The following is a 26,186-nucleotide window of genomic DNA, read 5'->3' as shown; positions in this document are numbered from 1 at the left end:
AGGGGGAGACCCCCGCGAGTGCCGTTCGGGCTAAATTCGCTTGTACCCTGTTTCCAGGATGGGCCGCCTGCCAGACATTTCGGGCGCGTTCTCAAATGGAACGCGGCACGCCCATGTCTCACGCTGGCAGCCAGAAGCGAACGCATTGGTACAAAGGAATTGTGTGCCGTCACGAGCACCGCAGGGGATAAACTGACCTGTAGTGCGAGCCTGGAACCGGCTGTCAGAACAGCGGTTGCTGGCTCTGGCGAAGCGCGTTGTCGGCTGCTTCGCCCATGTCGCGTATCTTACGCTGAAACGCCGCCATCTCCAAGCCCTCGCCCACTTTTGTTTTCAGCAGATCGTGGGCGATGTTAAGCGCGGCCATGATGGCGATCTTGTCGGCGTCCATCACCTTGCCGTGCTGCTGAATGGTGGAAATCTTGCCTTCCAGCAGGCGCACCGCCTCCAGCAGGGTTTCCTGCTCGCCCTGCGGGGTGCCGATGGTGAAATGACGGCCCAACAGTTCGATCTCGACCTGAACCACGTCGCTCATTGCTCATCCTCCGGCGCGCCCGGCAGGCGCGCCACCAGGGCCGCCACCCGGCTGCGGGTTTCGTTCACGCGGAAATTCAGCTCGGCATTCTCCTTCAGCGCTTCGGACAGCGCCTCGGCAAAGCGGCCGTTCTGGGTTTCCAACTCCCGGATGCGGGCGATCAGCGCCGCGACGCGGGATTCCAGATATTCCAGTTCATTGTCCATGCCGGCGAGGATAACGGGCGGCTAGTTGGGCGTCAAACCCAGCCGCTGGCGCGCCATGTCCAGCCGCTCGCACAGCGCCGCCGCGCCCTCGACCAGGCGCGGGCCGGGAATGCTGATGTCGTCGCCCGGCAGCGCGAACAGCGCGGCATGCGACACCGCCGGCACGCCGCGCCAGCGCCGCCACATCGCCAGCGTCGCCTCGTCGGACGCCACTATCGCCTGTGGCTGCGCCGCCACGACCGAGGCGGTGGATACCTGCGGCGCCGGCAGCGGCAGGTCGGCGAACACATTGACCCCGCCGCAAGTGCGGATCAGCGAATCGATATAGCTTTTGCCGCTGATGGTGAAGATCGGCGCCTGGCTCAGCTGGTAGAACACCCGCACCGGCGCGCGGCCGCCGTAGCGCTGCTGCAGCGCCGCCATTTGCCGCCGGTATTGCGCGGCGGCGCGGTTGGCCGCCGCCTCGCTGCCGGCCAGCCGGCCCAGCTTGCCGATTTCCAGCGCCACGTCGCCCGGCTGCAGCGGATGGCTGATGAACACCGGCACGCCCAGGCTGCGCAGACGCGCCAGTTCGCGCGGGGTGCCGCCATCCTTCCAGGCCACCACCAGGTCGGGCCGCTGGCGCAGCACCGCCTCCAGGCTGAAGCCGGTGAAGCTGCCGACCCGCGGCAGCTTCTTCGCCGCCGGCGGATGGTCGCTGTATTCGACGGTGGCCACCACCTTGTCGCCGGCGCCGGCGGCGAACAAGAGCTCGGTGGCGTGCGGCACCAGGCTGACTATGCGCTGCGCCGGCTGCCGCAGCGCCACTTCCTGGCCATCGCCGTCCGTCACACGGATATCGGCCTGCGCGGCGCCGGCCAGCAACAGGGCGGCCAAGACCCATGCGCGCCTCATGCCGGACCCCCTTTCAAAACCAGCGGCAAACCGCAGGCCACCAGCGTCACCCGCTGGCAGCGCGCCGCCGCCAGCTGGTTGAGCCGCCCCAGTTCGTCGACGAAGCGCCGGGTTTCGGCATCTCCAGCCACCACGCCCCAGCCCACCTCGTTGCTGACCAGCAGGATTTCGCCACGCGCGCCGTCCAAGGCCGCCAGCAGGGCGTCGCGCTCGACGGCGTAGCCGGCTTCGTCAAAGCCTGGTTCACCGAAAAAGCGCATCAGCCACATGCCCAGGCAGTCCACCAGCACCAGCCCGCCCGGGCAGTCAGCGGCGGCGATGGCGGCGGCCAGGCCGCGGCCGGCTTCCGCCACCCGCCAATGCGCCGGCCGCTGCGCGCGGTGGCGCTCCACCCGGCGCGCGAACTCGGCGTCGCGCACTTCGGCGGTGGCGAGATAACACACCGGGCCGGCATGGCGGCGGGCCAGGTCTTCTGCATGGGCGCTCTTGCCGCTGCGGGCGCCGCCGCTGATCAGATGGGGCATGGTTTAGAACGTGTAAGTCACGGCGGCTTGGTAATTCCGCGCGTTGGCCGGGTACAAATCATAAGCCGTAGGCGAGGTGTAAGCATCCGTCCCGCCATAGGTCGCATAATGCCTGTTGAACAAGTTGTTCACGCTGAAAGTGGCGCTCACATGCTTGCCGAATGCCTGGCTGAACTTGGCGTCGACAACCGTGTAAGCCGGCAACTTGCGGCCAAAGGCGTTGCTCTGGTCATTATCGAAATACTGCTGAGAAACATATTGCGCCGCCACCGACACCTTGCTGGCGTCGCTGATGCTCCAATTCACCGCGGTATTCGCCATCAGCTTCGGCACCATCGGAATAGTGTTGCCGGCCAAGCCGGCGCCTGAGCGGTAGGTCGCCTGAGTCCAGGTCAGATTGGCGTTCACGCCCACCCGCTGCGACAGCTTGGCGCCGCCCTCCAGCTCGACACCCTGATGGCGCGTCTCCGGCAAGTTGGCATTGGCGCCAAACAGCCCGACGAAGGGGTTGTAAGCGATTTCATTGGTCAGATCATTGCGGAACAGCGCCAGCTTGGCATGCGCCGCATCGTTCGCCCATTGCGCCCCCACTTCCCTATCATGCGACTGCTGCGGCTGCAGCGGCAGGCCGTTGGTATAAGTCACCTCATCGGCATTGCCCAGGCGGAAGCTCTGGCCGGATCTGGCATACACGCTCCAACCCGCGCGCAAATCCTGCTTCAGGCCCAAGGACCAGGCATGCAGGCTGGTATGGATGGTCGACAGATTGGCCCCGCCGCTCATGGCGTTGACCTTGTCGTCCACCAGTTGCTGGCGGCCTCCGGCCGACAGCGTCGCGCCCTGCCACAGCTTGAACTGGCCGTCGACGAAATAGCCGACGCGCTTTTGCGAGGTCTGCTTATTGCCCAGCGAGTTGTATACGCTCATCGAACTGTCGAGCCAGTCGCTGCCGAAAGACAGGGTGTGCTTGCCGATAGGCAGCTCGTAACGGGCGCTGGCGGCGTTTTCGCCCAGATTGCGCTGGTCCCGCGAGCATCCGGCGATGCCGGCATACTGGACGCAGGAGTCCGCATCCTTGACGCGGCGCGACCAGTCGGCATACAGCGTCCCGGCCCCCAAGTCCTGGCTCAAAGAAACGCCGCCGCTGCTGGTGCCGGTGGAGGAGTGACTGTTCGGCGTCGCCGTGCCGGTCGGATTGTTGAGCAAGGGGTTCTGGCCGTTGGCCGGATCCATGACGATGGATCCCGGCAGGCGCAAGCCCTGGCTCGCCGTTTTGGCGAACAGCTTGATGTCGCCGCCGTCATGCTTGAAAGTCAAGGTGGCGCCGGCGTTGTCGTCGCGCTCGGCATTGTTCTGGCGGTAATTGTCGGTCTTCAACGACTGGACATAGCCATCCAGCGCCACATACTGGTTCCCCGCGTGCAGATTGGCATCCAGCTGGCGCAGATCGTAACTGCCGCCGGTCAGCATGACGCTGCCGTTCACCCCGTTGGCCGCGCCGGACTTGGTAATGATGTTGATCACCCCGCCGGTCGCGCCGCCGCCGTAGGCGACGCCGCCGATGCCGCGCACCACCTCGATGTGGTCGATGCTCGCCAGCGTGACCGCCCCCAGGTTAGGCGCGCTCAAATCATTGGTGTTTTGCCGTACGCCATCGACCAGGATCAGCGTGTTGCTCATGCCCGTCACGCCGAAACCGCGCAGATCCACCATCGCCGTGCTGGCGGAGCCGGAACTGTTCGACACATGCACGCCGGCGTAGCTAGACAGCACATCCTGCACCGTCGTCGCCGTGCTGTTGGCAATGTCCTCGGCGGTGATGACGGTGACGTTCGCCGGCAGCGACGAGACTTTCTGCGGCACCCGGCTGGCGGTGACGATCACCGGGTCGCCGGCGAACTCGGGAAGATCGGCGGCCTGAACCACGCCGGCGGCGGTCAGCGCCGCGAACAGCGCGCAGGATTGAAACTTGAACATGAAACACACTCCACGACAGGGTCAACGTTGAGTGCGAAGAGGACAACAACAGCAAAGGACGGCACGGCAAAACCGGAACGCCTGTCGGATCGCCTCCCCGCGATTCGTCAGCAATCTGCCCGGCTTCCGGCCGAGGCGCGCAGGCCGGTCTCCGGGCTGGGCCATGCCGGCGCCGCGCCTTCCCATCCTGTAGGACAGTGGCTATCTGCGTCGCCTGGGCGCTTGCGCGCCGGGCCTTACCGTTGCGGGGGCAGCGCCGGCTTGTCCACCGGCTTCCCGTTTCACCCGCGCGCCGGAATTCGGCGGCCGCGGGCACCTGCAAGCGGCGGATTATACCTCGCCGGGCTTATGGCGGCATCGTCCAAGCGGTAATATGCTTAGAGTCCGACCGGCCGCGCGCCGGCGGCAGGCTTTTTCTCGATCACCCGGGCATCGCGCCCCGCACTCCGGCAGGCTCAACCATGAACAGCAGCAAACCCCTGGATCTCTCCGCCCGCAACGCCGCCCGCGCCCGCCAGGCCGTGCTCACCAAGCCGCCCGGCAGCCTGGGCCAGCTGGAGGAACTGGCTTGCCGCTTCGCCGCCTGGCAGGGACGGGCTTGCCCCGAGGAATTGAAACCGGCGATCACCGTGTTCGCCGGCGACCACGGCGTCACCGTCGAAGGCGTGTCGGCCTTCCCGGCCGAGGTCACCACCGAAATGGTGCGCAACTTCAGCGCCGGCGGCGCGGCCATCTGCGTGCTGGCGCGCGCGCTGGACGCCCGGCTGGAGGTCGTCGACGTCGGCGTGGCGGGCGATGTGTCGGCGCTGCCCATCATCCACGCCAAGGTGCGCGCCGGCAGCCACAATCTGGCCAAACAGTCGGCGATGAGCGCCGAGGAAACCGCCGCCGCGCTGGAAACCGGCCGCGCCGCCGCGCGCCGCGCGGTGGATGCCGGCGCCAATCTGCTGATCGCCGGCGACATGGGCATAGGCAACACCACCGCCTCCGCCGCGCTGATCTGCCGCCTCACCGGCGCGGCGCCGGAGCTGGTGGTCGGGCGCGGCACCGGCATCGACGACAGCGGCCTCTCCAACAAGCGCCGGGTGGTGAAGACCGCGCTGGCGCGGGTGGCCTGGGAAAACCTCAGCGGCGAGGACACGCTGGCCGAATTGGGCGGGCTGGAAATCGCCGCGATCGCCGGTTTCTTCCTGGAAGGCGCGCGCCTGGGCGTGCCTTCGCTGGTGGACGGCTTCATCGCCAGCGCGGCCGCGCTGTGCGCCAAAGCGATAGACCCGACGCTGCACGACTGGCTGCTGGCCAGCCACCGTTCCGCCGAATCCGGCCACGACCTGGCGTTGGCGGCGCTGCAGCTGCACCCGCTGGTGGACCTGGGGCTGCGCCTCGGCGAAGGCTCCGGCGCGGCGCTGTGCGTGCCGATGCTGCAGATGGCGGTGAAGCTGCACAACGAGATGGCCACTTTCGCCGAAGCCGGCGTCAGCGGCAAATCGGCATGAATCCCTACACGCTCACCCTGCTGCGCCACGGCGAAATCGACCACGACGGCCGGCTGATCGGCCTGACCGACCTGCCGCTGACCGAGCACGGCCACCATCAGCTCGGTCGCAGCTGGCAGCGCATCAGCAGCCTGGCGCCGGTCACCGCCATCGCCAGCTCGCCGCTGCAGCGCTGCCGCGAATTCGCGGTCAAGCAGGCGCTGTCCGGCTCGCTGACGCTGAAAGTGGACCCGCGCTTCGCCGAGATGGACTTCGGCGGCTGGGACGGCCAGCCGGTGGCCGACCTGGAGCGCGTCCACCCCGGCTGGGGCGAAGCGCTGGCCGACGGCAGGCTGAGCCCGCCCGGCGGCGAAAGCTTCGAAGCGTTCCGCACCCGGGTGCTGGCCGGCCTGGCCGACTGGATGACCGAGGCGCGTGGCAGCCACCGGCTGCTGGTGACGCACGGCGGCGTGATCACTGTGCTGATGGCGGAATTGCTCGGCACCGATTTTTCCGTCGCCAAGCTGATGACGGTGCAGCGCGGCGGCTTCGTCCAGCTGTCGATGCTGGAAGGCCACCCGGCCTACCTGCTGCGCCTGGAGTCTGCATGCGCGGACTGATCCTGGCGGTGCAGTTTCTCACCCGGCTGCCGACGCCGCAGTTGGCGGAATTCAAGCCGGAATGGCTGGCCGCCAGCGCGCGCTGGTTTCCCGCCGTCGGCGCGCTGGTCGGCGCGCTGCTGCTGGGCGCGCTGCAAGTGGGCCAGCCGGTCGACCCCTGGCTGGCGGCGCTGCTGGCGCTGCTGGTCTGGACCGGTGTCACCGGCGGCCTGCACCTGGATGGCCTGGCCGACCTCGCCGACGCGCTGGGCGCGTCCCACCGCTCGCGCGAACGCTTCTTCGAGGTATTGAAAGACCCGCATCTGGGCAGCTTCGGCGTGCTCTCGCTGATCCTGGCGGTGGTTTGCAAGCTGGTGCTGCTGATGCTGCTCGCGCGCCAGAGCGGGCCGGTCTGGGGACTGCTGCTGGCGCCGGCCTGGGCGCGCGGCTTCGCCATCGCTTGGTCTGCGACGCTGCCGGCCATCGCGCCGGGCAGCGGCGAACGCTTCGCCTGGCGCCGCGACTGGGCCGGCATGGGGCTGAACCTGGCCGCGCTGCTGGCGCTGTCGGCCTGGCTGGCGCCGGCGCTGCTGCTGGCCCCCTTGGCCGGCCTGGCCTGGTGGGCCTTCCTGAAGCGCCGCCTGGGCGGCATGACCGGCGACTGCCTGGGCGCGGGGGTTGAGCTTTGCGAGATCGCGCTGCTCGCCGCGCTGTTGATTCTGCCGACGTATTTTCCTGTGTTGAAGTGAGGCCGGCTTACGGCAAACGCGGCGTCAAAACGCCTGGGTGCTGGCGCACCAATGCCCACGGCAACAGGCTCCAGGCCGGGTTGTCGCAATCCTTCCGCGCGCGCGCGAAGAAGGCGCCGATCTGCATGCCTTTCGGCGTCAGATACCAATTGAACGCATTCCAGACCTCGGGACCGCGGTAATCGCAACCCCCGCCTTCGCCACCAGCCATCTCCCGCGGATACAACTTGCCGAAGACGCTAGCGAGCCAAGGCTGCAGCACCTTGCTTTCATACCCGGCATCTCGCAGCAGGCCATCCTCGCCCCGCGCATCCTGTGGTTCGCCCCTCCCCAGCCACAATACATCCTCCAGATGCAAAACGCGCCCGCTGGCCACCTCCATATTCAACGGCGCGTCGCCGGAGTCCGGATGGGCGCCGCCGCAAAACGCGCTGGTTTCAATGCTGATGCTCACCACGCGCGGCGTCAGCAAGCGCGGGGTCACCGCCTGCTGATACCTGCCTAAAGTCGAACCCTGCGCGGCCGCCACGCACTCGAAGGCATCCACCACCGCGCGCCATTGCCGCCTCTCAAAAATCCGGTTCAGACGGGCCATGGCGTCCGCAGAATAGCCGCTTTCCAACCGGAACCAGCGGATCCGGCTGACCGGCTCCTCCCACCAGCTCAGCCGATGGCCGAGGAAAACCTGTTCGCCCACCCGCCGCAACCGCAGGTCAGCCAATCTGGCCCGGTTGTAGTCGTCGATCCAATCCGCTTCGTCCGTACCCTCCTCGCTCGACATGGCCAACGGCGTCAGCGTGACCGGCAACGCGCGCTTCGTCTTCGGTTCGCGCCACTCACCCACCCAACCGGTTCCGGATGGGCGCAACGCGAGATCGGCCCGCGCCTCGCCATGGCCCAGGCTCTCGCTCAAGCGCAACGCGCCCTGCGCATCCCGCTTGCCCGTCAGCGCGATGTCATTATGGAATTTGCGATAGAAATAACGGCCGTCGACCTCGCCCTCGTTATCGACGCTCCACTCCATCACAACCGGCGCGCCGCCCAACTCGCCCTGCCAGACATCGGCGTGAACCGGCGCCGCCAAAGCCCAGCTAACCCACAAACCAACCGCTTTTCGTACGTCCATGCCGCCCCTTTGCATGAAAAAGCCCGCCCAAACTCAGGGACTGGTGCCGCTCTCCAAGCGAGAGTGCGTCACAACCACACAAGCACTTTTCCATAATGACAATTTCATAGCCCGTCACCCATCTTTCACAGCCGACGGCTCAAGGCTGCCGCGCCCCGTGGCGCGGAAACCCGCAGCGCGCCGGGATGAGGGAAGTCGTTCAAGTCCGGCGCAAAGCGCCGGCGCGCGCCCTGGCCGCCGTCAAGCCGATCCGCCACCAGCGCCAGCGCAGCCTGACGTCGTACCAGGCGGGCCTGAGACCCAGCAGGAACAGGAACAAGGCCAGCGGCAGCGTGAAGCCGAAACCCAGGTGCTTGAAGCCCAGCGCGCCGACCACGCCGCCGGCGAAGAAGGACAACAGGATCAGGCTGTAGACGCGGAATTTGTTGCGGTTGGATCGCACCGCCTGGATCCGTGGCCCCTGCTGGCGGTTGTAGTAGCTCATCTTGGCCAGCTCGATGCCGATGTCGGTGGCGATGCCGGTCATGTGGGTGCTGCGCAGCAGGCCGCCGGACAGCTTGGTGACGATGGTGTTGTGCATGCCCATGATGAAGCACAGCAACATCACCGTCGGCGGCGTGAACAGGCCCTTGTGCAGGGACAAGCCGGCGCCCAGCAAGCCGAACACCAGCAGCAGCAGCGCCTCCTCCATCATCGACACGCCGTAGCCGCCGCGCAGCCGTTGCCGGCGCGCCCACAGGATCAGCCAGGTGCTGTGCATGGCGCCGCCGATGAAGCAGCACAGCATCACCAGCAGCGAAAGCGCCAGCCGCACCTCACCGGTGCCCCAGGCGTCGGCCATGCCGGACACGATGCCGGAGACGTGCGAGGTATAGCGGTGCACCGCCAGGAAGCCGCCGGCGTTGATGGCGCCGGCGATGAAGGCCATCGCCCAGCCCAGCTGGCGCAATACCTTGTCGTTGAAGCGGCCGCGGTCCAGCAGCCTGGTAATGTGGAAGTGTCGGGCCATGGCAATCCGGCAAGCAAAACGGCGACCCATCGTCGCCGTTTTTCATATTGCGCCGCAGCATGCCCGCTTGGCAAGCCGTCGGATCAAATGCCGTCCAATCAGCAGCCTTTCAGCGCGATGCCCGGCGTCAACCGCTTCTGCAGCGCCTTCAGATGCTCGGCCTGCGCCGCGTCCAGGTCTTTGAAGGACAGAGTGGTCACCTTAGCCGCTTCGTTCTTGGACTTGACCACCGCCTTGTCGTAGCCGGCCGCCTTCAGGCGCGCCGCCAGCGTCTTGGCCGCGTCTTCGCGGCCGAACAGGCCCAGCGACAGATTGCCCTTGAACTCGTCGCCGCTGACTAGGTAGTTGTCGAAACCCTTGTCCTTCAGCTCGGCCGACAGCGTCTTGGTCTCGGCCTGGGTGGCCAGCGGCGGGTAGTACACCCAGAAGCGGCTCGAGCCCTTGCTTTCTTCCTTGCTGTCTTCCTGCAATTGGCCGGCCTTCAGCTTCAGCGACGGCACGCCGCCCTTCACCCGGGCCAGCAGGCTGTCGCTGAGGCCGGCCCAGCGGTAGCAGGCCTTGGCGGCCGGCGGCGCGGCTTCCGCGGACTTGGCCGCGGCCGGTTTGGACGCCTCTTGCTTGGGCGCCGGCTTCGCCTGCGCCTTGGCCGATTTGGCCTGTTCCTGCGGCGCGCTGGCCGCGGGCTTGGCATGTTTGTCCGTCTTGGCTGCCGCCAGCGGCGCCGACGCCGCCTTGGCGGTGGACGCGGGAGCGCTCGCCGCCGCATGCGGCGCGCTGGCCTGCCCGGCCGACGCGTCCGGCGTCCAGCCTGTCGGCAACAGTTTCACCTGGCCGGGACTCACTTCCTGCGCATGCACATCCATCGGCGGCCGCTGCTTGAAGGAGCCATACATGGCCACCACCAGATTCAGCACCACCACCAGCGCCACAAGCCACTTGATCACGCGTTCGCCACCTTGAGTAAACCCATCAACACCAGATTATCCACGATCTCCAGCGGAGCGGCGAGCCAAGGCGCGATGCGGCCGGCGTCGCCTCCGGTCAGGATCACCGTGGCAGGCTGGCGGCCGGTGCGTTCGGCCAGCTTGCGCCGCTGCCCTTCGATGGCGCCCACCAGCGCCGCCATCACGCCGCTGGCCAACGCATCCTGCGTGCCTTGCGGGAAATCCACCACCGCGCCGGCGGCGCGGTCCAGATTCGCCGTGCCCTGGGCCAGGCTTTGCAGCATCAGGCCATAGCCGGGCAAGATCAGCCCGCCCAGATAATCGCCGTCGGCGGTCAGCGTTTCCACCGTCAACGCCGTGCCGGCGCAGGCGACGATGACGTCGCCGCCGCACAGTTCGCGCGCGGCCAACACCGCCAGCCAGCGGTCGGCGCCCTGCTCGGCGGTGTTGCGATAATGGTTACACACCGCGCCGAAGCGGCTCTGGGCATGCACCCGGTGCAAGGGACAGGCCAACGCCGCCGCCAGCGCGTCGGCCACCTCCTGCCGCGCCACCGACGACATCCAGGCGCCCTGCAGCGGCAGTTGGCTCCAGACCGGCGCCAGGCTGGCCAGCTCGCCATGTTCGGCGGCGCCTTTGGCCACGCATTCCGCGCCGCGGTAGGCGGCCCATTTCACCCGGCTGTTGCCGGCGTCTATCAATAACTTCATTGGCGTTCCCTGAGACTGACCTCTCCGACATGGAAGGTCCGCATCCCCTGCGCGGTCTCCACCCGCAGGGCGCCGTTGTCGGCGACGCCGCAGGCGATGCCGTCCACCGGCTCGCCGTGGGAAAAACTAAGCCGCACCGGCGCCTGCTGATGCGCGGACAACGCGCACCACTCGTCGCGCAGCGGCGCGAAGCCGTCGCGATCGAACGCCGACAGCACCGTTTGCAATTCATTGAGCAGCGCGGCCAACAGGCTGTTGCGGTCGGCCGCCACGCCGGCCTGGCGCAAGGTCGCCACTGGCTGGTCCACTTCGCCCGGATCGGCCACGTTCAAGCCTATGCCTATCACCACCGCCGCCGGCCCCAGCGCGTCGCCGGACAGCTCGATCAGGATGCCGGCCAGCTTGCTGCCGTCCAGCAGCACATCGTTGGGCCACTTCAGCCGCACCGGCGCGCCCAGGCCGCGCAGCGCGCGCGCCAGCGCCACGCCCACCGCCAGCGACAAGCCGGCCAACTCGGACACGCCGCGTTCGAAGCGCCAAAGCAGCGAGAACGTCAGCCCCGATCCCAAGCGCGCCTGCCAGCGCCTGCCCAGTCGGCCGCGGCCGGCGGTCTGCAATTCGCAGGCCAGCACCAGGCCATGCAGTCCGCCGTTGCCGGCGCGCGCCATCAGCTGGCTGTTGGTGGAGTCGGTGCGTTCGGCCACCGCCAAGGTATAGACCTCGGCCGCGGCTTCGGACAGGCCGGCGCGCACGCCGGCGACATCCAGCCAGGCGAACGGCTGCGCCAGCTTGTAGCCCTGGCCGCGCACGCTGAACACGGTGAGGCCCAAATCCGCCTCTATCGCATGCACCGCCTGCCACACCAGCGTGCGCGAACAGCCCAACGCCTGGGCGATGTCCTCGCCGGAATGGAAGCGTCCATCCGACAGGTGGTGCAGCACCGCGAACGCGTGTTCGTTCACGCCTTGCCCTCGCCGGCGCGGATCTTGTTCAGCGTCTGGGTGGTGGAGGTGTCGAACAGGAAGGGAATGGAATGCACCTGGCCGCCGCGCGCCAGCGTCTCGGCGCTGCCGACGATCTTGTCCACCGTCCAGTCGCCGCCCTTCACCAGCACCTCCGGCCGCACCTGCTCGATCAGCTGGGCCGGGGTGTCGGCGTCGAACCAGGTGACCAGGCTGACGCTCTCCAGCGCCGCCAGCACCGCGGCGCGGTTATGCTCGTTGTTGATCGGCCTGTCCTCGCCCTTGCCCTGGCGCTTCACCGAAGCATCGGTATTCAGGCCCAGCACCAGGCTGGCGCCCAGCGCCCGGGCTTGCGCCAGGTAGGTGACATGGCCGCGATGCAGGATGTCGAAGCAGCCGTTGGTGAACACCAACGGGCGCGGCAGCGCGGCCAGACGCTCCGCCAGCTGTTCCGGCGGGCAGATCTTGTCTTCAAACGACGGCATCGGGTAAGTCATGCGGTTCCTTGCGCGAATCATGCGGCGCAGGCGGCAGACAAGGCCGCGGCCGCAAATGGGACGAGTCGCGAAGCATACCACCGTCGCCCGCGCCTGCCCAACTCCCGCGCTCAGGGACAGCTCAGGCTGGCGCCGCTCAGCGTGGCGCCGGCGCTGGCGGCCGACTGGGCATAACCGGTGCTCTGCAGATTGAACGACAGGGCGACGGCGGCGCCGCGGCTGTCGCAGATGCGGAAGTCGCCGGTCTGCGCCACCGCGACATAGGGCGGGCGCGGATTGAAGCTGACGCTGGCGATGGTGCCGCTGGCGGTGCCCGCCGCCAGCGTGCCTATGGTGGGGGAACCGGAAACCAGCGGCTGCGATTTCAGCAACACCGCGCTGCCGGACTGTTGCTCGCTTATCACCCAGCCGGCGCTCCAGCTGCTGCCGCACGCCGTGCTGGAAGCCGCGCTGTACGGACAGATGGTGACGACGCTGTCGTCGTTCACCGCCGATGCCCTGGCCTGGCTCATCGCGCTGAGCAGATTGTCGCGGGTGCTGATCAGCCGCTGGTTCTGCATCAGCGTCTGCCAGGCCGGCATCGCCACCGTCAGCAATATCACCATCACCGCCAGGGTGACCATCATCTCCAGCAAGGTGAAGCCGCGGCTGTTGCCCGACATGCGATTCCCCGGTCAATGCGGCCAGCAGGTGCTGCTGGTATCGCTGCCCTGCGCGTTGGCCGCGCTGCGCAAGCCGCTGTTGCTGACATTGAAGCTGCTGCAGGTGGTGTCGGCCGCCTGCAGCCCGCCGGCGGCCGGCGTGGCGGTCAGCACATAGCCGCTGGCCGTGGTGGCGGAAGACACCTGCACCTGGTAATAGCCGCCAGGCGAGCTGGCCGACACCGTGCAGGCGGCGTTGTTGTAAGCGAAATACTGGGCGTAGCACTGCTCCATCTGCGACTGCGCGGCGGTCAGCGCCTGCCAGGCGTCGCCGCGCCGCGACTGCTGCACATGGCTGGTGTACAGCGGGTAGGCGATCGACGCCAGAATCGCGACCACCGCCAGCGTCACCATCATTTCAACCAAGGTGATGCCGCGCATCCCCGCCGGCCCGCTCCGCCCCCGCTTCACATGATCTGCCACCAGCCGCTCCAGGAATAGTATTGCTGCAACGGGCTGCTGCTGGTGCAGCTCAGCTTGCCGTTGGCGCAATTATTGTTGCTGTTGCCATTGCCCCCGCCCACCAGGATGCTGGCACTGTAGCCGCCCTGATTCGAGGTGACGAAGGCCGGCGTCGATGCGAAGAAGCTGCCCAGCTGCACCCCGGACACCGGCAATTGGTTATAGACATCCTGGCTATTGACCACCCCGTTGCCATTGGCGTCGAGGAAGGGCTGCGTCGGCGGCCCGCCGGTGGCGTAGCTCGACGCCATCAGGAACGACAGGCCGCCGCTGGTGCAAGGCGTGGAGGGCGGCGCGAAGGTGGTGTACACCACATTGCCGGCGAAGACCTGCGGATTGGTCAGCACCCGGGTGCCGCTGCCGGCGAAGCTCAACGTGTAGTACCAGCCGTAGAGGGTCGGGCAGGTGCGCCCCACCACGCAGCTGAGCGGCGGGTTGGGGCTTTGCCAGTTGTAGGTGGTCGAAGTCACCGTGGTGTTGGTGAAGCCCGACTGCGCCGAGGTGACCAGCGACTCGGTCTGCTGCACCAGGTTGGACGGCGTCAGGCCGCTGATGCTCAGATTGTCGTAAACGGCGTAGAAGGCCTGGGTATTGGTATTGGTCAGATCGGATTGGGCCAGCAGCTGGCCGGTGCCGAAATAGACCATCGTGCCCTTCTGCTTGGGGAAGTTGGCGTTCAGCGTGGCCGCAGGCGCGGCGGTGATCGGCTGGTGGTTGCCGCTGCTGTCGGTGGCGGTGAACAGCAGGCGCACGCTCCAACTGGCCGGATTGCTGCTGCCGATGTTGATCGCCCAGACATTGCCCTGCAGATCGCCGGCGTAAACCATGTCCACCGCCGCGCCGGCATTGCCGCTGCTGTTGATCGCCACTACCTCGGACAAGCCTTGCGGCGCGCTGCTGTTGCAGGCCGCCGGCACCGAGCTGCACAGATCTATCTTGGCCAGCGTGGCGCCGGTCTGCGGATTCACCGCATAGAAGATGGCGTGGTTGCCGCTGCTGGCGTAGCCGTTGCCGAACATCACCGCGAATCCCGGCGTGGCGTTGACCCGGGCGATGGAGGGCCGACCATAGGTATAGCCCAGGCCGCTGTCGCTGAATTCCCACAGCGCCGCGCTGGCCAGCGCCGTCTCGCTGGTGAAATTGGACGGCGTGGTCACGTCCAGCGCGTAAATGGTGGAGCCTCCGCCGCCCAGGCCGCCGACCAGCAGCGAATGCCAGACGCCGTTGGCGAACATCACGTCGCCGGCCTGCGGCGAGCCGTCGACGAAATAGATGTGGTTGTTGTTGTACGAGGCGCTGGTCAGCTGGTACAGGTTGGAAAACACGCCGTTGGGGATGAAGGCGAAAGCCTCGTTGCCGGTGCTGGCGTTGAATGCGTGCAGCATGCCGTCGTTGCCGCCGACATAGAGCAGCGGCGTGCGGTTGGCGTTGGCGTTGATGAAGCTCAGGTAGCTGGCGTCGCTGTACGGGCCATCCGGTTTGGCCACATACACCGGGCCGCTGTCTATGATGTCGCCCAGCAGGTGGCTGCGGTTGCGGAAGCCGCCGCCGTTCTGCACCTCCTGCGACTTGTCGCCGCGCAGGTAGTTGAGCCGCAGGCTGCCCTTGGTGTCCGATGGCTGCAGCCAGCCCTGCTGGGTGCTGTTGATGCCGGTGACGCCGGAAGCCGGCCATTCGAACGGCACGCCCTTGCTGTTGACCGCGTCCCAGGTGGCGATCAAGCGCGTGTTTTGCCAGGCGTTGCTGCTGGAGAAGGTGTCCACCTGAGTCTGCGCCTGCCAATTGGCGCTGGTGCCGACGTTCAGCCCGCTGCTGGTGGACAACGAATAGGCCGACAGATTGCCGGTCCAGTCGTTGTACGGGCTGTCGCTGGGATTGAAGCTGGCGAGGAAAGCCTGCGAATTGGTGCTCAGCGTGGTGCTGTTGAGCGCCACCGACGCCTGGTCGTAACTGCCTTTCTGGATCTGCACCAGGATGGAGCTGAGCGCGTTGCTGAACGCGGTGGCGCTGACTGCCGGGTAATAGGAGCCGGTATTGCCCGCCACCGCCATCGCGGTCAGCGTCTGCGCCGCCGTAGGGTTGGTAGCCGGCGCCACCCCGGCGCCCAGGCCTATCACATAGGTCTTGATGCCGCTGTTGGCCAGCGACTGGATCTGGCTGATGGTGTCCAGCAACGCCTGGTCGTTGGTGGCGCCGGTGTTGAGCGAGCCGTCGGCGTTGAAGCTGGCGGTCACGCCATAGCCGCTGGCGGCGGCGCTGCCCGCCGGCGGCCAGAAGTTGCCGCTCTTGTCCTGGGTTGGCAGGCCGTCGGTGATCAGCACCACGTATTTTTGCGGCGAGCAGCCGCTGCTGGACGACGTGCTGGTGAACGAGGTTTGCGCGGTCTTCAGCAGCGCGTAGATCGGCGACTGCCCGGCCGCCGACTTGATTTCGCTGGTGCTGGTGGAATTGGTTTCCGGCTGCAGGAACGGCGAGAAGCTGTTGTAGGCGCTGGTGAGCTGGCTGGCCGACGGGCTGCCCAGATTGGTCATCGTCACATTGGTGGTGGCGCCGGAGTACGACTGCGAGCCGCCATAGCCCCAGCCGCGCTGCACATACATCACCTGCGGCGAGTAAGGCACGTAGCCGGCATTGGTCGGACTGGTGGCCCAGTTGGTGCGCCCGCCCGGCGCCATCGTGCTGTAGGACACCGACACCGAGCCGGACTTGTAGCTGCTCAGCGAGTAATAGGTGTAGGGATTGCTGGGGCTGACCGTGCCGTAGGTCATGAACACCGGGTTGAGCGACGAGGAATACAGCACGTCGTTGATGTTGGCGTCGTCGCTGGTGGCCGCCACCGTCATGTACTGGCTGCCGCTGACCGACGACCCGCTGAGGCCCAGCGACAGCGCGATCGACGCGCAATTGCTGGCCACGGTGGTCGACGACGAGGTCAGGTAGTTGTAGCAGGGGTTGTAGACCGTGTCGGTGCTGCTGGTGGCGGTGGGCGTATTGGTGAAGGCGAAGCCGCCGGTCGGCGCCATGTAATACACCCAGGTGGTGTACATCCTGGTGTTGCTCATCTGGTAGGACAACAGGGCGAAATCCGTCGTCGCCAGATAGGTGTTGAGGATCGACAGGATGCCGGCCTTGGCGACATTGAGCCGCGACGGGCTGTTGTCGGCCAGCTGGCCGCCGGACAGCGTCGAGGTGTACGGCACCAGGCTGCCGGCCGCGCCGCCCGACACCGGAGGCGTGAAGCTGGCCGGCACCGGGTAGTTGATCGGCGAGGACGAGCCGGTCAGTCCGCTCACCGCGCCGGCGCCGGTCAGCAAAGCGCCGCCGCGGCCGGTATAGCTGGTGGAAAAGCCATTGCTGCAGTTGGCGCCGGAATTGCCGGTGCCGTTGCAATAAGTGATGGTGCTGCCGTCCATCGATTCGGAATTGGTGACGGCGATCACCACCTGCGGCCGCGCCGGGGTGGTGATGGTCAGCGGCACCTGCGAGATCGCCAGCGTGGCGGTGGAGCCGCCGCCGGCCACCTTCCGGGCCGCCAGCAGAATGCATGCCAGCAGCAGGATGCCGACCACGATGCGCACCGCCGGTTTCCAGTCAGCCATATCCGCCTCACTGCGTGAAGATTGCCTGGACCACCACCGGGCTCGCGCCGTTGCTGGTGACCACCCGGGCGGTCACCCGGTAGTTGTTGCCGCCGGCCGCCTGCCCATAGATCCCGCGGTTGCCGCAGCTGGTTCCCGCCCGGCAGGCCGCCGGCATGTTTTCCACCACATAGCTGCTGGTGACGGCCGAATTGGGCGGCGTGCCGGTATAGCCGGGAATCGTCATCGCGCTATTGGTCCAGAACGAAGGTGTGTATAAATTCTGCTGCCACGCCGGCACGGTGTTGGCGTTGAACTGGTAGTAGCCGTTGTTGCCCGCCACCGTGTAGGTCTGGCTGGCGAACACGCCCTGCAGCATGGCCGAGTACGCCTGGCGCAGCGTGCCCTCCGCCAGCTCCAGATTGCTCTGGTACTGCACGTTGTTGCTGGCCATGTGCAGCTGGCTCAGCGATTGGGTGCTGCCGGCCAGCCCCAGGATCATGATCACCAGCATGAAGATAAGGGCGATGATCAATACCACGCCGCGCTCCGAGCCGGCTTTGCGCAATGGTTTCATAGGCCCGCGTTCCTCAACGATACCGTCATGGTGTAGACATGGCGCAGCCGGGTGTCGCAAGGCACATTGACCGTATTGCTCAGCACCGTCCACTGCGTCCGGTTGAGGCAATTGCCGGCCTTGCTGAGCGGCGCGGTGCCTTGCGGCCCTTCCAGCAGCACCGCGATGCGCAGGCTGTTCACCTGGCTCCAGCTGCTGATCTGGTTGGCCGGCAAATATTCGGTGGTGACGCCTGGCGCGCTGCCTATGCCGTACCACACCTGCATGGTGTCCACCCCGGGCACGATAGGGGTCACCTGCCAGCCTCCGCCGGTGCCGTCATACACCGCCTGGTACAACGCGCTTTGCGTTCCCGAGGCCTGGCCGACGAAGTAAGCTGTCTGCGACAGCAACGCCGCCACCGAGCCCACCGGAAAATCGCTGTCCAGCGCCTGGTTGAGATTGATGACGCTGCCGCCGCTGGCGCTGCCCACCCCGCTGACCTGCATGATGGACGAGTGCGCGCAATTGGAGACCGACAGCAGATTGTTGGCCGCCACGCCCGATGCCGACAGCGTCTGCAGCGAAGTCGCGCCGGTCGAGGCGTAAACGCTCACCCACACCGGCACCGTGCCGTTGCTCTGGCCGCTGAAGACCACCACGTCGCTGCCGGGCTGCACCTTGCCCTGCAGGCTGCTGTCCAGCGCCGGGCTCCAGTCGGTCAGCGCGCTGTCGTTGGCGCCGTTCAGGCTGGACAAGGTCAGCGTGGACGACGCCACCACCGCGTCATAGCCGGTGACCGGCGCGCTGAAATTCCCCAGCAGGCCATTGGCGCTCACCAGCGCGTTGGAAGTAGTCGCCCCGGAACAGCCGAAGAAACCGGCGCTGCGCGCCGTCTGCGAAATCAGGCTGGAAACGGTGGCGCCGGCGTTCTGCAGCTGGCCCTGACCGGCGTCGGTCGAATAATCCTTGCGCCCCGCCACCATCACACCCACCAGCGCGGTCAGCAGCAGCAGGCCGATGGTGACCGCCACCATCAGCTCCACCAGCGAAAAACCTGTCTGCGCGCGCGTCGGCCTCACATGATGGTCCTCACGATTTCGGTGAGCACCGCACCGCCGCTCGCCGCGTTGCCATCCGTCCACCACACCTGCACCACCCGCTCGGTGGTGGCGCCGCTGGCCGGCTGATAAATGCTGCCAGTGCCGTTCGGCAGATTGTTCTGCAAGTCGGTCAGCCACTGGTATTTGTCGAAAGTGGCCATGGTGGCGGCAGTGCAGGCCGTGGCCACGCAATTGCTTTGAAAAGTGGACGCGCTGACGCCGGAGGCGACGTCATAGGCGCCGGCGGCCACCTGCGCGGAATTCGCCCGCATCCGGTCCACCATATCGTAGGCATACTGATTCGCCATCTGGCGCAGATAGCCGGAGCCGCTGGCGCGCTCCGCGTTGAGCATCACCGCGATGGCGGCCAACACCCCCATGGCCAGCACCAGCAGCGCGATCAGCACTTCCAGCATCGTGAAGCCCATTGCCGCCCGCCAACCTCTCATTGCCCGGACTCCCGTCTATGGTCACAAGGAAAGCCGCTTTGCCTCATTGCAAGCATAGGAGACGCGTCGCTCCAGCCGAAAAGGCCTGCCGACGGAAGTAAGCGCCGTGGCGACGGACGGTCGCCGCGGGGGAACGGGGAGGGGACGGCAAGGCCGAAACGGCGCCGCCCGGCGGGCGGGGCAGAAACGCAGAAACCCCAGCTCATCGAGCTGGGGTTCTGTATGGGGCGTCTGGCGGTGTCCTACTTTCACATGGCGAATGCCACACTATCATCGGCGCTAAGGCGTTTCACGGTCCTGTTCGGGATGGGAAGGCGTGGGACCACCTCGCTATGGCCACCAGACATAAACTGTACAAACTTAAAGAAGCCCGAACCCGTCTCTCAGACAGATTCGCATATATTCGGTATTTGACGTACGTCGCACATCCACTCTCTTGTGTCTCAGTTTCCCAAGCCACTCAAATGATAGGATCAAGCCTCACGAGCAATTAGTATCGGTTAGCTTCACGCCTCACAGCGCTTCCACACCCGACCTATCAACGTCCTGGTCTCGAACGACTCTTCAGGGAGGTCAAGCCTCCAGGGAAGTCTCATCTTCAGGCAAGTTTCCCGCTTAGATGCTTTCAGCGGTTATCTCTTCCGAACTTAGCTACCCGGCGATGCCACTGGCGTGACAACCGGTACACCAGAGGTTCGTCCACTCCGGTCCTCTCGTACTAGGAGCAGCCCCCGTCAAACTTCCAACGCCCACTGCAGATAGGGACCAAACTGTCTCACGACGTTTTGAACCCAGCTCACGTACCACTTTAAATGGCGAACAGCCATACCCTTGGGACCGGCTACAGCCCCAGGATGTGATGAGCCGACATCGAGGTGCCAAACACCGCCGTCGATGTGAACTCTTGGGCGGTATCAGCCTGTTATCCCCGGAGTACCTTTTATCCGTTGAGCGATGGCCCTTCCATTCAGAACCACCGGATCACTATGTCCTGCTTTCGCACCTGCTCGACTTGTCGGTCTCGCAGTTAAGCTACCTTTTGCCATTGCACTATCAGCACGATTTCCGACCGTACCTAGGTAACCTTCGAACTCCTCCGTTACACTTTGGGAGGAGACCGCCCCAGTCAAACTGCCTACCATGCACTGTCCCCAATCCGGATCACGGACCAAGGTTAGAACCTCAAAGGGGTCAGGGTGGTATTTCAAGGTCGGCTCCACCAGAACTAGCGTCCTGGCTTCAAAGCCTCCCACCTATCCTACACAAACCACTTCAAAGTCCAATGCAAAGCTACAGTAAAGGTTCACGGGGTCTTTCCGTCTAGCAGCGGGTAGATTGCATCTTCACAAACACTTCAACTTCGCTGAGTCTCAGGAGGAGACAGTGTGGCCATCGTTACGCCATTCGTGCGGGTCGGAACTTACCCGACAAGGAATTTCGCTACCTTAGGACCGTTATAGTTACGGCCGCCGTTTACTGGGGCTTCGATCAAGAGCTTGCACCCCATCACTTAACCTTCCAGCACCGGGCAGGCGTCACACCGTATACGTCCACTTTCGTGTTGGCACAGTGCTGTGTTTTTGTTAAACAGTCGCAGCCACCGATTCTCTGCGACCTGTCAAAGCTTCGGACGCGAAGTCCTACACCTCAACAGGCATACCTTCTCCCGAAGTTACGGTATCAATTTGCCGAGTTCCTTCTCCTGAGTTCTCTCAAGCGCCTTAGAATTCTCATCCTGCCCACCTGTGTCGGTTTGCGGTACGGTTCTTGTGCAGCTGAAGCTTAGTGGCTTTTCCTGGAAGCGTGGTATCAGTCACTTCAGGTCCGTAGACCCTCGTTATCACGTCTCGGCGTTAAAGAAGAGCGGATTTGCCTACTCTTCACGCCTACCGGCTTGAACAGACTATTCCAACAGTCTGCTGACCTAACCTTCTCCGTCCCCACATCGCACTGCACAAAAGTACGGGAATTTTAACCCGTTTCCCATCGACTACGCTTTTCAGCCTCGCCTTAGGGGCCGACTCACCCTACGCCGATGAACGTTGCGTAGGAAACCTTGGGCTTTCGGCGAGCGGGCTTTTCACCCGCTTTATCGCTACTCATGTCAGCATTCGCACTTCTGATATCTCCAGCATCCCTTACGAGACACCTTCACAGACCTACAGAACGCTCCCCTACCACGGACGCTTACGCGCCCATCCGCAGCTTCGGTTATCAGTTTGAGCCCCGTTACATCTTCCGCGCAGGACGACTCGACCAGTGAGCTATTACGCTTTCTTTAAATGATGGCTGCTTCTAAGCCAACATCCTGGCTGTCTATGCCTTCCCACTTCGTTTACCACTTAACTGATCATTTGGGACCTTAGCTGGCGGTCTGGGTTGTTTCCCTCTTGACGATGGACGTTAGCACCCACCGTCTGTCTCCCATGCTTGCACTTTCCGGTATTCAGAGTTTGCCATGGTTTGGTAAATCGCAATGACCCCCTAGCCATAACAGTGCTTTACCCCCGGAAGTGATACATGAGGCACTACCTAAATAGTTTTCGGGGAGAACCAGCTATCTCCGAGTTTGTTTAGCCTTTCACCCCTATCCACAGCTCATCCCCTAGTTTTGCAACACTAGTGGGTTCGGACCTCCAGTGCGTGTTACCGCACCTTCATCCTGGCCATGGATAGATCACTCGGTTTCGGGTCTACGCCCAGCAACTAAAGCGCCCTATTCGGACTCGGTTTCCCTACGCCTCCCCTATTCGGTTAAGCTTGCTACTGAACGTAAGTCGCTGACCCATTATACAAAAGGTACGCAGTCACGGAACAAGTCCGCTCCCACTGTTTGTATGCATCCGGTTTCAGGTTCTATTTCACTCCCCTCCCGGGGTTCTTTTCGCCTTTCCCTCACGGTACTGGTTCACTATCGGTCGATCACGAGTATTTAGCCTTGGAGGATGGTCCCCCCATATTCAGACAGGATTTCGCGTGTCCCGCCCTACTTCTCGTATGCTTAGTACCAAGAATGCGTTTTCGTGTACGGGGCTATCACCCACTACGGCGGTCCTTTCCATGAACCTTCCACTAACGCAATCTCTATCACATACAGGCTGTTCCGCGTTCGCTCGCCACTACTTACGGAATCTCGGTTGATTTCTTTTCCTTCAGCTACTTAGATGTTTCAGTTCGCTGAGTTCGCTTCCTCTGACCTATGTATTCAGTCAGGGATGACCCCTAAGGGCCGGGTTTCCCCATTCGGATATCGCGGGATCAAAGCTCTATTGCCAGCTCCCCCGCGCTTTTCGCAGGCTTACACGTCCTTCATCGCCTGTGATCGCCAAGGCATCCACCAGATGCACTTAGTCGCTTGACCCTATCATTTCAGCAGCCTAAGCCACTAAAACAACAAGTGTGTTTGTGCGACGACTGCACCGCCCCTTTTGATATGGCGACGCAGCCTTTGATACAATCAAATACCCAAGATGACGATTCATTCAACGAAAGACTTAACTCTCGCTGTTTGTTTCGCCGTCTTAATATATTCGGCTTCTTCAGTTTGTTAAAGATCGGGCGTATTGCTGAGCAGCTTTCGCTGCACGCGAACAACGCAAACAGAATCAAACTCGATCAAGTTCGTTTTTGTTTGCACTGTAAGTGGTGGAGGATGACGGGATCGAACCGACGACCCCCTGCTTGCAAAGCAGGTGCTCTCCCAACTGAGCTAATCCCCCAACTGGTGGGTCTGGTAGGACTCGAACCTACGACCCCTGCGTTATCAACACAGTGCTCTAACCAGCTGAGCTACAAACCCAGTCAACTTCTCAGCACTGAATCTCTTCGATCCAGCTGCCCTTAACGCGAATAACCGATAGGCTGTAAGTGCTTGGCGATCGCCTTCTCTAGAAAGGAGGTGATCCAGCCGCAGGTTCCCCTACGGCTACCTTGTTACGACTTCACCCCAGTCATGAATCCCACCGTGGTAAGCGGCCTCCTTGCGGTTAGCCTACCCACTTCTGGTGAAACTCACTCCCATGGTGTGACGGGCGGTGTGTACAAGACCCGGGAACGTATTCACCGCAGCATGCTGATCTGCGATTACTAGCGATTCCGACTTCACGCACTCGAGTTGCAGAGTGCGATCCGGACTACGATCGGTTTTATGAGATTGGCACCACCTCGCGGCTTAGCGACCCTCTGTACCGACCATTGTATGACGTGTGAAGCCCTGCTCATAAGGGCCATGAGGACTTGACGTCATCCCCACCTTCCTCCGGTTTGTCACCGGCAGTCTCATTAGAGTGCCCAACTAAATGATGGCAACTAATGACAAGGGTTGCGCTCGTTGCGGGACTTAACCCAACATCTCACGACACGAGCTGACGACAGCCATGCAGCACCTGTGTTACGGCTCCCTTTCGGGCACCAAGATATCTCTACCAAGTTCCGTACATGTCAAGAGCAGGTAAGGTTTTTCGCGTTGCATCGAATTAATCCACATCATCCACCGCTTGTGCGGGTCCCCGTCAATTCCTTTGAGTTTTAACCTTGCGGCCGTACTCCCCAGGCGGTCAATTTCACGCGTTAGCTACGCTACCAAGGATTCAAACCCCCAACAGCTAATTGACATCGTTTAGGGCGTGGACTACCAGGGTATCTAATCCTGTTTGCTCCCCACGCTTTCGTGCATGAGCGTCAGTGTCATCCCAGGGGGCTGCCTTCGCCATCGGTATTCCTCCGCATCTCTACGCATTTCACTGCTACACGCGGAATTCTACCCCCCTCTGACGCACTCTAGTCTTGCAGTCTCCAATGCCGTTCCCAGGTTGAGCCCGGGGCTTTCACATCAGACTTGCAAAACCGCCTGCGCACGCTTTACGCCCAGTAATTCCGATTAACGCTTGCACCCTACGTATTACCGCGGCTGCTGGCACGTAGTTAGCCGGTGCTTATTCTTCCGGTACTGTCATCCCCGCCAGGTATTAACCAGCGGGATTTCCTCCCGAACAAAAGTCCTTTACAACCCGAAGGCCTTCTTCAGACACGCGGCATGGCTGGATCAGGCTTGCGCCCATTGTCCAAAATTCCCCACTGCTGCCTCCCGTAGGAGTCTGGGCCGTGTCTCAGTCCCAGTGTGGCGGATCATCCTCTCAGACCCGCTACTGATCGTCGCCTTGGTGAGCTCTTACCTCACCAACTAGCTAATCAGACATCGGCTGCTCGTATAACGTGAGGCCTTACGGTCCCCCACTTTCCCCCTCAGGGCGTATGCGGTATTAATCCGGCTTTCGCCGAGCTATCCCCCATTACACGGTACATTCCGATGCGTTACTCACCCGTTCGCCACTCGTCAGCGGTGCAAGCACCCTGTTACCGTTCGACTTGCATGTGTAAAGCATGCCGCCAGCGTTCAATCTGAGCCAGGATCAAACTCTTCAGTTCAATCTCATAGCAAATTTTCTGGCACGCAAGTTCAAAGAAATAAACAAGTATCTCTTGTCTCTTGCAGTGCAAGTTTTTGGCTTTCGCCAAACACTTACACCTATCGGTTATTCTGTCTGTTAAAGAGCGGTGCCGATCGCTGCGTCGCCATCAGCGGAACCGTTTCGTTTCCGCTGTTTCGTTCGCTGCGTCAGCTGAGGAGACGAACTATACCTGCGCCCTCCCCCTCGGTCAACCGCTTTTTTGAGAAAAGTTGAAGAATTTTACAGAATTATCGGCAAGTCGTTGATTTTAAAAATTTACCAAAAACACTGCTCTTGATATTCAGGCTGAGAAGCCAACAGAAAGTGCCACAGCAGCTGCGTGCGCTGCTGAGAAAAATGCAAAAAGCCTCCGTTTCTGGAGGCTTTTTACTGTCACACGCCATTTTTCAATTTATCTCAGGATGAATCAGCTGCGGTAGTCGGCGTTGATGCGCACATATTCATAGGAGAAGTCGCAGGTCCACACCCTGGCGCTGGCGGCGCCGCGCCCCAACTCCACCCGCACGGTGATTTCGCTCTGGTTCATCACCGCCTGGCCCTGCTCTTCGCTGTATGCCGGATTGCGGCCGCCGTCGCAGGCCACCAGCACATCATCCAGATATAAGGAGAGGCGATCCACATCCAGATCGGCGACGCCGGCATAGCCGATGGCCGCCAGCAGCCGGCCCAGATTCGGGTCGGAGGCGAAGAAGGCGGTCTTCACCAGCGGCGAACGGGCAATCGCATAGGCCACATCCTTGCACTCGGCCACAGAACGGCCGCCGTTGACGTCCACCGTGATGAACTTGGTGGCGCCCTCGCCGTCGCGGACAATGGCCTGCGCCAGTTCGATCGCCACTTCCAGCAACGCCTGCTTCAGTTGCTGATACGCCGGCTGCTCGGCGGAGTCGATCAGGCCCGCCTCGCTCTTGCCGGTGGAAATCAGGATGAAGCTGTCGTTGGTGGAGGTATCGCCATCCACCGTGATGCTATTAAAGGAGAGATCGGCCACTTCGCGCAGCAATTGGTTCAGCAGCGGACGGGTGACGGCGGCGTCGGTGGCGACGAATCCCAGCATGGTGGCCATATTGGGATGAATCATGCCCGAGCCCTTGGCGATGCCGGTGATGGTGACCGGCTTGCCATCCAGCTGCAGCGTGCGGCTGGCGGCCTTGGCTATGGTGTCGGTGGTCATGATGGCCTGGGCCGCATCGGCCCAGTCGGCGGCGCGCAGCGTCGGCAAAGCGGCGATGATCTTGCCGGCCGGCAGCGGCTCCAGGATCACGCCAGTGGAAAACGGCAGCACCTGCTCGGTCTGCACGCCGCTTTGCGCGGCGAGCGCCTGGCACACGCTCAGCGCGCGCTGGCGGCCATCGACGCCGGTGCCGGCGTTGGCGTTGCCGGTATTCACCACCAGCGCGCGGATCTGCACGCCGGCGGCCAGGTGCTCCTGGCACAGCTGCACCGGCGCCGCGCAGAAACGGTTGCGGGTGAACACGCCGGCCACGGTATTGCCCTTGTCCAGACGTACCACCAGCACATCCTTGCGGCCCGGCGTTTTGATGCCGGCTTCGGCCACCAGCAATTCGACGCCGGCGACCGGCGGCAGCAGGCCGGCTTGCGGCGGATTCAGATTCACAGCCATGCGATACTCCACAATTTACAAATATGCGACTGATT

Annotated in this window: 21 protein-coding genes, 2 tRNA genes, 3 rRNA genes, 1 other RNA gene and 1 riboswitch; of the genes, 3 read left to right on the top strand and 24 right to left on the bottom strand. The window is 63.7% G+C overall.

Features of this window, described 5'->3' with window-relative positions:
* Window positions 1-5: 5 nt before the first annotated feature.
* The 6 genes from ssrS to U6115_RS02375 form a co-directional block, all read right to left on the bottom strand.
* Window positions 6-190, bottom strand: a non-coding RNA gene (gene ssrS, locus U6115_RS02400) — 6S RNA.
* A 33-nt stretch (window positions 191-223) separates the two neighbouring features.
* Entirely contained in the window at window positions 224-535 is a 312-nt protein-coding gene (locus U6115_RS02395) for a cell division protein ZapA (RefSeq protein ID WP_043578914.1), read from the bottom strand.
* The gene (locus tag U6115_RS02390; protein WP_043578911.1) at window positions 532-741 is read right to left on the bottom strand and encodes a hypothetical protein; all 210 of its coding nucleotides are present in this window, start codon (window positions 739-741) and stop codon (window positions 532-534) included. Before U6115_RS02390 ends, U6115_RS02395 begins: the two co-directional genes overlap by 4 nt.
* Before the next feature lie 21 nt (window positions 742-762).
* On the bottom strand, window positions 763-1,635 hold the full coding sequence (locus U6115_RS02385; RefSeq protein ID WP_043578908.1) for a cobalamin-binding protein: 873 nt from the start codon (window positions 1,633-1,635) through the stop codon (window positions 763-765).
* Window positions 1,632-2,159: a bifunctional adenosylcobinamide kinase/adenosylcobinamide-phosphate guanylyltransferase gene (gene cobU / locus U6115_RS02380; RefSeq protein WP_043578905.1), complete on the bottom strand. Its 528-nt coding sequence runs from the start codon at window positions 2,157-2,159 to the stop codon at window positions 1,632-1,634. The genes U6115_RS02385 and cobU overlap by 4 nt, the downstream gene beginning before the upstream one ends.
* A 3-nt stretch (window positions 2,160-2,162) precedes the next feature.
* A complete protein-coding gene (locus U6115_RS02375) occupies window positions 2,163-4,136 on the bottom strand; it encodes a TonB-dependent receptor (RefSeq protein WP_052258251.1) in 1,974 nt (657 codons plus the stop codon).
* 125 nt (window positions 4,137-4,261) lie between these two features.
* A riboswitch (cobalamin riboswitch) is annotated at window positions 4,262-4,471 on the bottom strand.
* Between the two features lie 126 nt (window positions 4,472-4,597).
* Between U6115_RS02375 and cobT the strand changes: the two genes are divergently transcribed.
* From cobT to cobS, 3 genes are read left to right on the top strand one after another with little or no spacing between them, the layout of a single operon-like run.
* A complete protein-coding gene (cobT, locus tag U6115_RS02370; RefSeq protein ID WP_043578902.1) occupies window positions 4,598-5,632 on the top strand; it encodes a nicotinate-nucleotide--dimethylbenzimidazole phosphoribosyltransferase in 1,035 nt (344 codons plus the stop codon).
* The gene (locus U6115_RS02365) at window positions 5,629-6,231 is read left to right on the top strand and encodes a histidine phosphatase family protein (protein ID WP_043578899.1); all 603 of its coding nucleotides are present in this window, start codon (window positions 5,629-5,631) and stop codon (window positions 6,229-6,231) included. The genes cobT and U6115_RS02365 overlap by 4 nt, the downstream gene beginning before the upstream one ends.
* Window positions 6,219-6,959 carry an adenosylcobinamide-GDP ribazoletransferase gene (gene cobS / locus U6115_RS02360; RefSeq protein ID WP_043578896.1) on the top strand — a complete coding sequence of 247 codons (741 nt, stop codon included), beginning with the start codon at window positions 6,219-6,221 and terminating at the stop codon, window positions 6,957-6,959. The genes U6115_RS02365 and cobS overlap by 13 nt, the downstream gene beginning before the upstream one ends.
* 7 nt (window positions 6,960-6,966) lie before the next feature.
* On the opposite strand, the gene U6115_RS02355 is transcribed toward cobS, so the two are convergent.
* The 18 genes from U6115_RS02355 to argJ all read right to left on the bottom strand — a co-directional run bounded on the left by U6115_RS02355 (window position 6,967) and on the right by argJ (window position 26,151).
* Window positions 6,967-8,085 carry a hypothetical protein gene (locus tag U6115_RS02355; RefSeq protein WP_052258249.1) on the bottom strand — a complete coding sequence of 373 codons (1,119 nt, stop codon included), beginning with the start codon at window positions 8,083-8,085 and terminating at the stop codon, window positions 6,967-6,969.
* 199 nt (window positions 8,086-8,284) lie between these two features.
* Window positions 8,285-9,094, bottom strand: a complete 810-nt coding sequence (locus U6115_RS02350; protein ID WP_043578890.1) for a YoaK family protein — start codon at window positions 9,092-9,094, stop codon at window positions 8,285-8,287.
* A 98-nt stretch (window positions 9,095-9,192) separates the two neighbouring features.
* Window positions 9,193-10,038, bottom strand: a complete 846-nt coding sequence (locus U6115_RS02345; RefSeq protein ID WP_230623416.1) for an SPOR domain-containing protein — start codon at window positions 10,036-10,038, stop codon at window positions 9,193-9,195.
* On the bottom strand, window positions 10,035-10,748 hold the full coding sequence (locus U6115_RS02340; protein ID WP_043578887.1) for a type III pantothenate kinase: 714 nt from the start codon (window positions 10,746-10,748) through the stop codon (window positions 10,035-10,037). The genes U6115_RS02345 and U6115_RS02340 overlap by 4 nt, the downstream gene beginning before the upstream one ends.
* The gene (locus U6115_RS02335; protein ID WP_043578884.1) at window positions 10,745-11,710 is read right to left on the bottom strand and encodes a biotin--[acetyl-CoA-carboxylase] ligase; all 966 of its coding nucleotides are present in this window, start codon (window positions 11,708-11,710) and stop codon (window positions 10,745-10,747) included. Before U6115_RS02335 ends, U6115_RS02340 begins: the two co-directional genes overlap by 4 nt.
* A complete protein-coding gene (gene rfaE2 / locus U6115_RS02330; protein ID WP_043578882.1) occupies window positions 11,707-12,207 on the bottom strand; it encodes a D-glycero-beta-D-manno-heptose 1-phosphate adenylyltransferase in 501 nt (166 codons plus the stop codon). Before rfaE2 ends, U6115_RS02335 begins: the two co-directional genes overlap by 4 nt.
* Window positions 12,208-12,317: 110 nt before the next feature.
* Entirely contained in the window at window positions 12,318-12,869 is a 552-nt protein-coding gene (locus U6115_RS02325) for a GspH/FimT family pseudopilin (RefSeq protein ID WP_043578879.1), read from the bottom strand.
* Window positions 12,870-12,881: 12 nt separating this feature from the next.
* Window positions 12,882-13,331: a type IV pilin protein gene (locus U6115_RS02320; RefSeq protein ID WP_146008393.1), complete on the bottom strand. Its 450-nt coding sequence runs from the start codon at window positions 13,329-13,331 to the stop codon at window positions 12,882-12,884.
* Window positions 13,316-16,969: a pilus assembly protein gene (locus U6115_RS02315; RefSeq protein ID WP_052258246.1), complete on the bottom strand. Its 3,654-nt coding sequence runs from the start codon at window positions 16,967-16,969 to the stop codon at window positions 13,316-13,318. The genes U6115_RS02320 and U6115_RS02315 overlap by 16 nt, the downstream gene beginning before the upstream one ends.
* A gap of 7 nt (window positions 16,970-16,976) precedes the next feature.
* The gene (locus U6115_RS02310) at window positions 16,977-17,525 is read right to left on the bottom strand and encodes a pilus assembly PilX family protein (protein WP_080509355.1); all 549 of its coding nucleotides are present in this window, start codon (window positions 17,523-17,525) and stop codon (window positions 16,977-16,979) included.
* Entirely contained in the window at window positions 17,522-18,586 is a 1,065-nt protein-coding gene (locus U6115_RS02305; RefSeq protein ID WP_047238828.1) for a PilW family protein, read from the bottom strand. Before U6115_RS02305 ends, U6115_RS02310 begins: the two co-directional genes overlap by 4 nt.
* Window positions 18,583-19,056 carry a type IV pilus modification protein PilV gene (gene pilV, locus U6115_RS02300; RefSeq protein ID WP_080509354.1) on the bottom strand — a complete coding sequence of 158 codons (474 nt, stop codon included), beginning with the start codon at window positions 19,054-19,056 and terminating at the stop codon, window positions 18,583-18,585. The genes U6115_RS02305 and pilV overlap by 4 nt, the downstream gene beginning before the upstream one ends.
* A gap of 229 nt (window positions 19,057-19,285) precedes the next feature.
* Window positions 19,286-19,400 (bottom strand): 5S ribosomal RNA (rrf, locus tag U6115_RS02295).
* A gap of 125 nt (window positions 19,401-19,525) precedes the next feature.
* Window positions 19,526-22,417: ribosomal RNA gene (locus U6115_RS02290) — 23S ribosomal RNA — on the bottom strand.
* Between the two features lie 282 nt (window positions 22,418-22,699).
* A tRNA-Ala gene (locus U6115_RS02285) sits at window positions 22,700-22,775 on the bottom strand.
* A gap of 3 nt (window positions 22,776-22,778) precedes the next feature.
* A tRNA-Ile gene (locus U6115_RS02280) sits at window positions 22,779-22,855 on the bottom strand.
* A gap of 92 nt (window positions 22,856-22,947) precedes the next feature.
* Window positions 22,948-24,483: ribosomal RNA gene (locus U6115_RS02275) — 16S ribosomal RNA — on the bottom strand.
* The 16S, 23S and 5S rRNA genes sit together here with 2 tRNA genes alongside, the layout of an rRNA operon.
* Before the next feature lie 450 nt (window positions 24,484-24,933).
* A complete protein-coding gene (gene argJ / locus U6115_RS02270) occupies window positions 24,934-26,151 on the bottom strand; it encodes a bifunctional glutamate N-acetyltransferase/amino-acid acetyltransferase ArgJ (protein WP_043579678.1) in 1,218 nt (405 codons plus the stop codon).
* Window positions 26,152-26,186 lie beyond the last annotated feature (35 nt).

Source organism: Chromobacterium subtsugae (genome assembly GCF_035919665.1).
Classification (GTDB): Bacteria; Pseudomonadota; Gammaproteobacteria; order Burkholderiales; family Chromobacteriaceae; genus Chromobacterium; species Chromobacterium subtsugae.
Note: the sequence above shows the minus strand (reverse complement) of the source record. Positions and strands in the feature narration are given on the sequence as shown.

Coding starts and splice junctions, on each gene's coding strand:
- U6115_RS02395 (WP_043578914.1), bottom strand. CDS start 535: ATGAGCGACGTGGTTCAGGTCGAGATCGAACTGTTGGGCCGTCATTTC.
- U6115_RS02390 (WP_043578911.1), bottom strand. CDS start 741: ATGGACAATGAACTGGAATATCTGGAATCCCGCGTCGCGGCGCTGATC.
- U6115_RS02385 (WP_043578908.1), bottom strand. CDS start 1,635: ATGAGGCGCGCATGGGTCTTGGCCGCCCTGTTGCTGGCCGGCGCCGCG.
- cobU (WP_043578905.1), bottom strand. CDS start 2,159: ATGCCCCATCTGATCAGCGGCGGCGCCCGCAGCGGCAAGAGCGCCCAT.
- U6115_RS02375 (WP_052258251.1), bottom strand. CDS start 4,136: ATGTTCAAGTTTCAATCCTGCGCGCTGTTCGCGGCGCTGACCGCCGCC.
- cobT (WP_043578902.1), top strand. CDS start 4,598: ATGAACAGCAGCAAACCCCTGGATCTCTCCGCCCGCAACGCCGCCCGC.
- U6115_RS02365 (WP_043578899.1), top strand. CDS start 5,629: ATGAATCCCTACACGCTCACCCTGCTGCGCCACGGCGAAATCGACCAC.
- cobS (WP_043578896.1), top strand. CDS start 6,219: ATGCGCGGACTGATCCTGGCGGTGCAGTTTCTCACCCGGCTGCCGACG.
- U6115_RS02355 (WP_052258249.1), bottom strand. CDS start 8,085: ATGGACGTACGAAAAGCGGTTGGTTTGTGGGTTAGCTGGGCTTTGGCG.
- U6115_RS02350 (WP_043578890.1), bottom strand. CDS start 9,094: ATGGCCCGACACTTCCACATTACCAGGCTGCTGGACCGCGGCCGCTTC.
- U6115_RS02340 (WP_043578887.1), bottom strand. CDS start 10,748: ATGAAGTTATTGATAGACGCCGGCAACAGCCGGGTGAAATGGGCCGCC.
- rfaE2 (WP_043578882.1), bottom strand. CDS start 12,207: ATGACTTACCCGATGCCGTCGTTTGAAGACAAGATCTGCCCGCCGGAA.
- U6115_RS02325 (WP_043578879.1), bottom strand. CDS start 12,869: ATGTCGGGCAACAGCCGCGGCTTCACCTTGCTGGAGATGATGGTCACC.
- U6115_RS02315 (WP_052258246.1), bottom strand. CDS start 16,969: ATGGCTGACTGGAAACCGGCGGTGCGCATCGTGGTCGGCATCCTGCTG.
- U6115_RS02310 (WP_080509355.1), bottom strand. CDS start 17,525: ATGAAACCATTGCGCAAAGCCGGCTCGGAGCGCGGCGTGGTATTGATC.
- pilV (WP_080509354.1), bottom strand. CDS start 19,056: ATGAGAGGTTGGCGGGCGGCAATGGGCTTCACGATGCTGGAAGTGCTG.
- argJ (WP_043579678.1), bottom strand. CDS start 26,151: ATGGCTGTGAATCTGAATCCGCCGCAAGCCGGCCTGCTGCCGCCGGTC.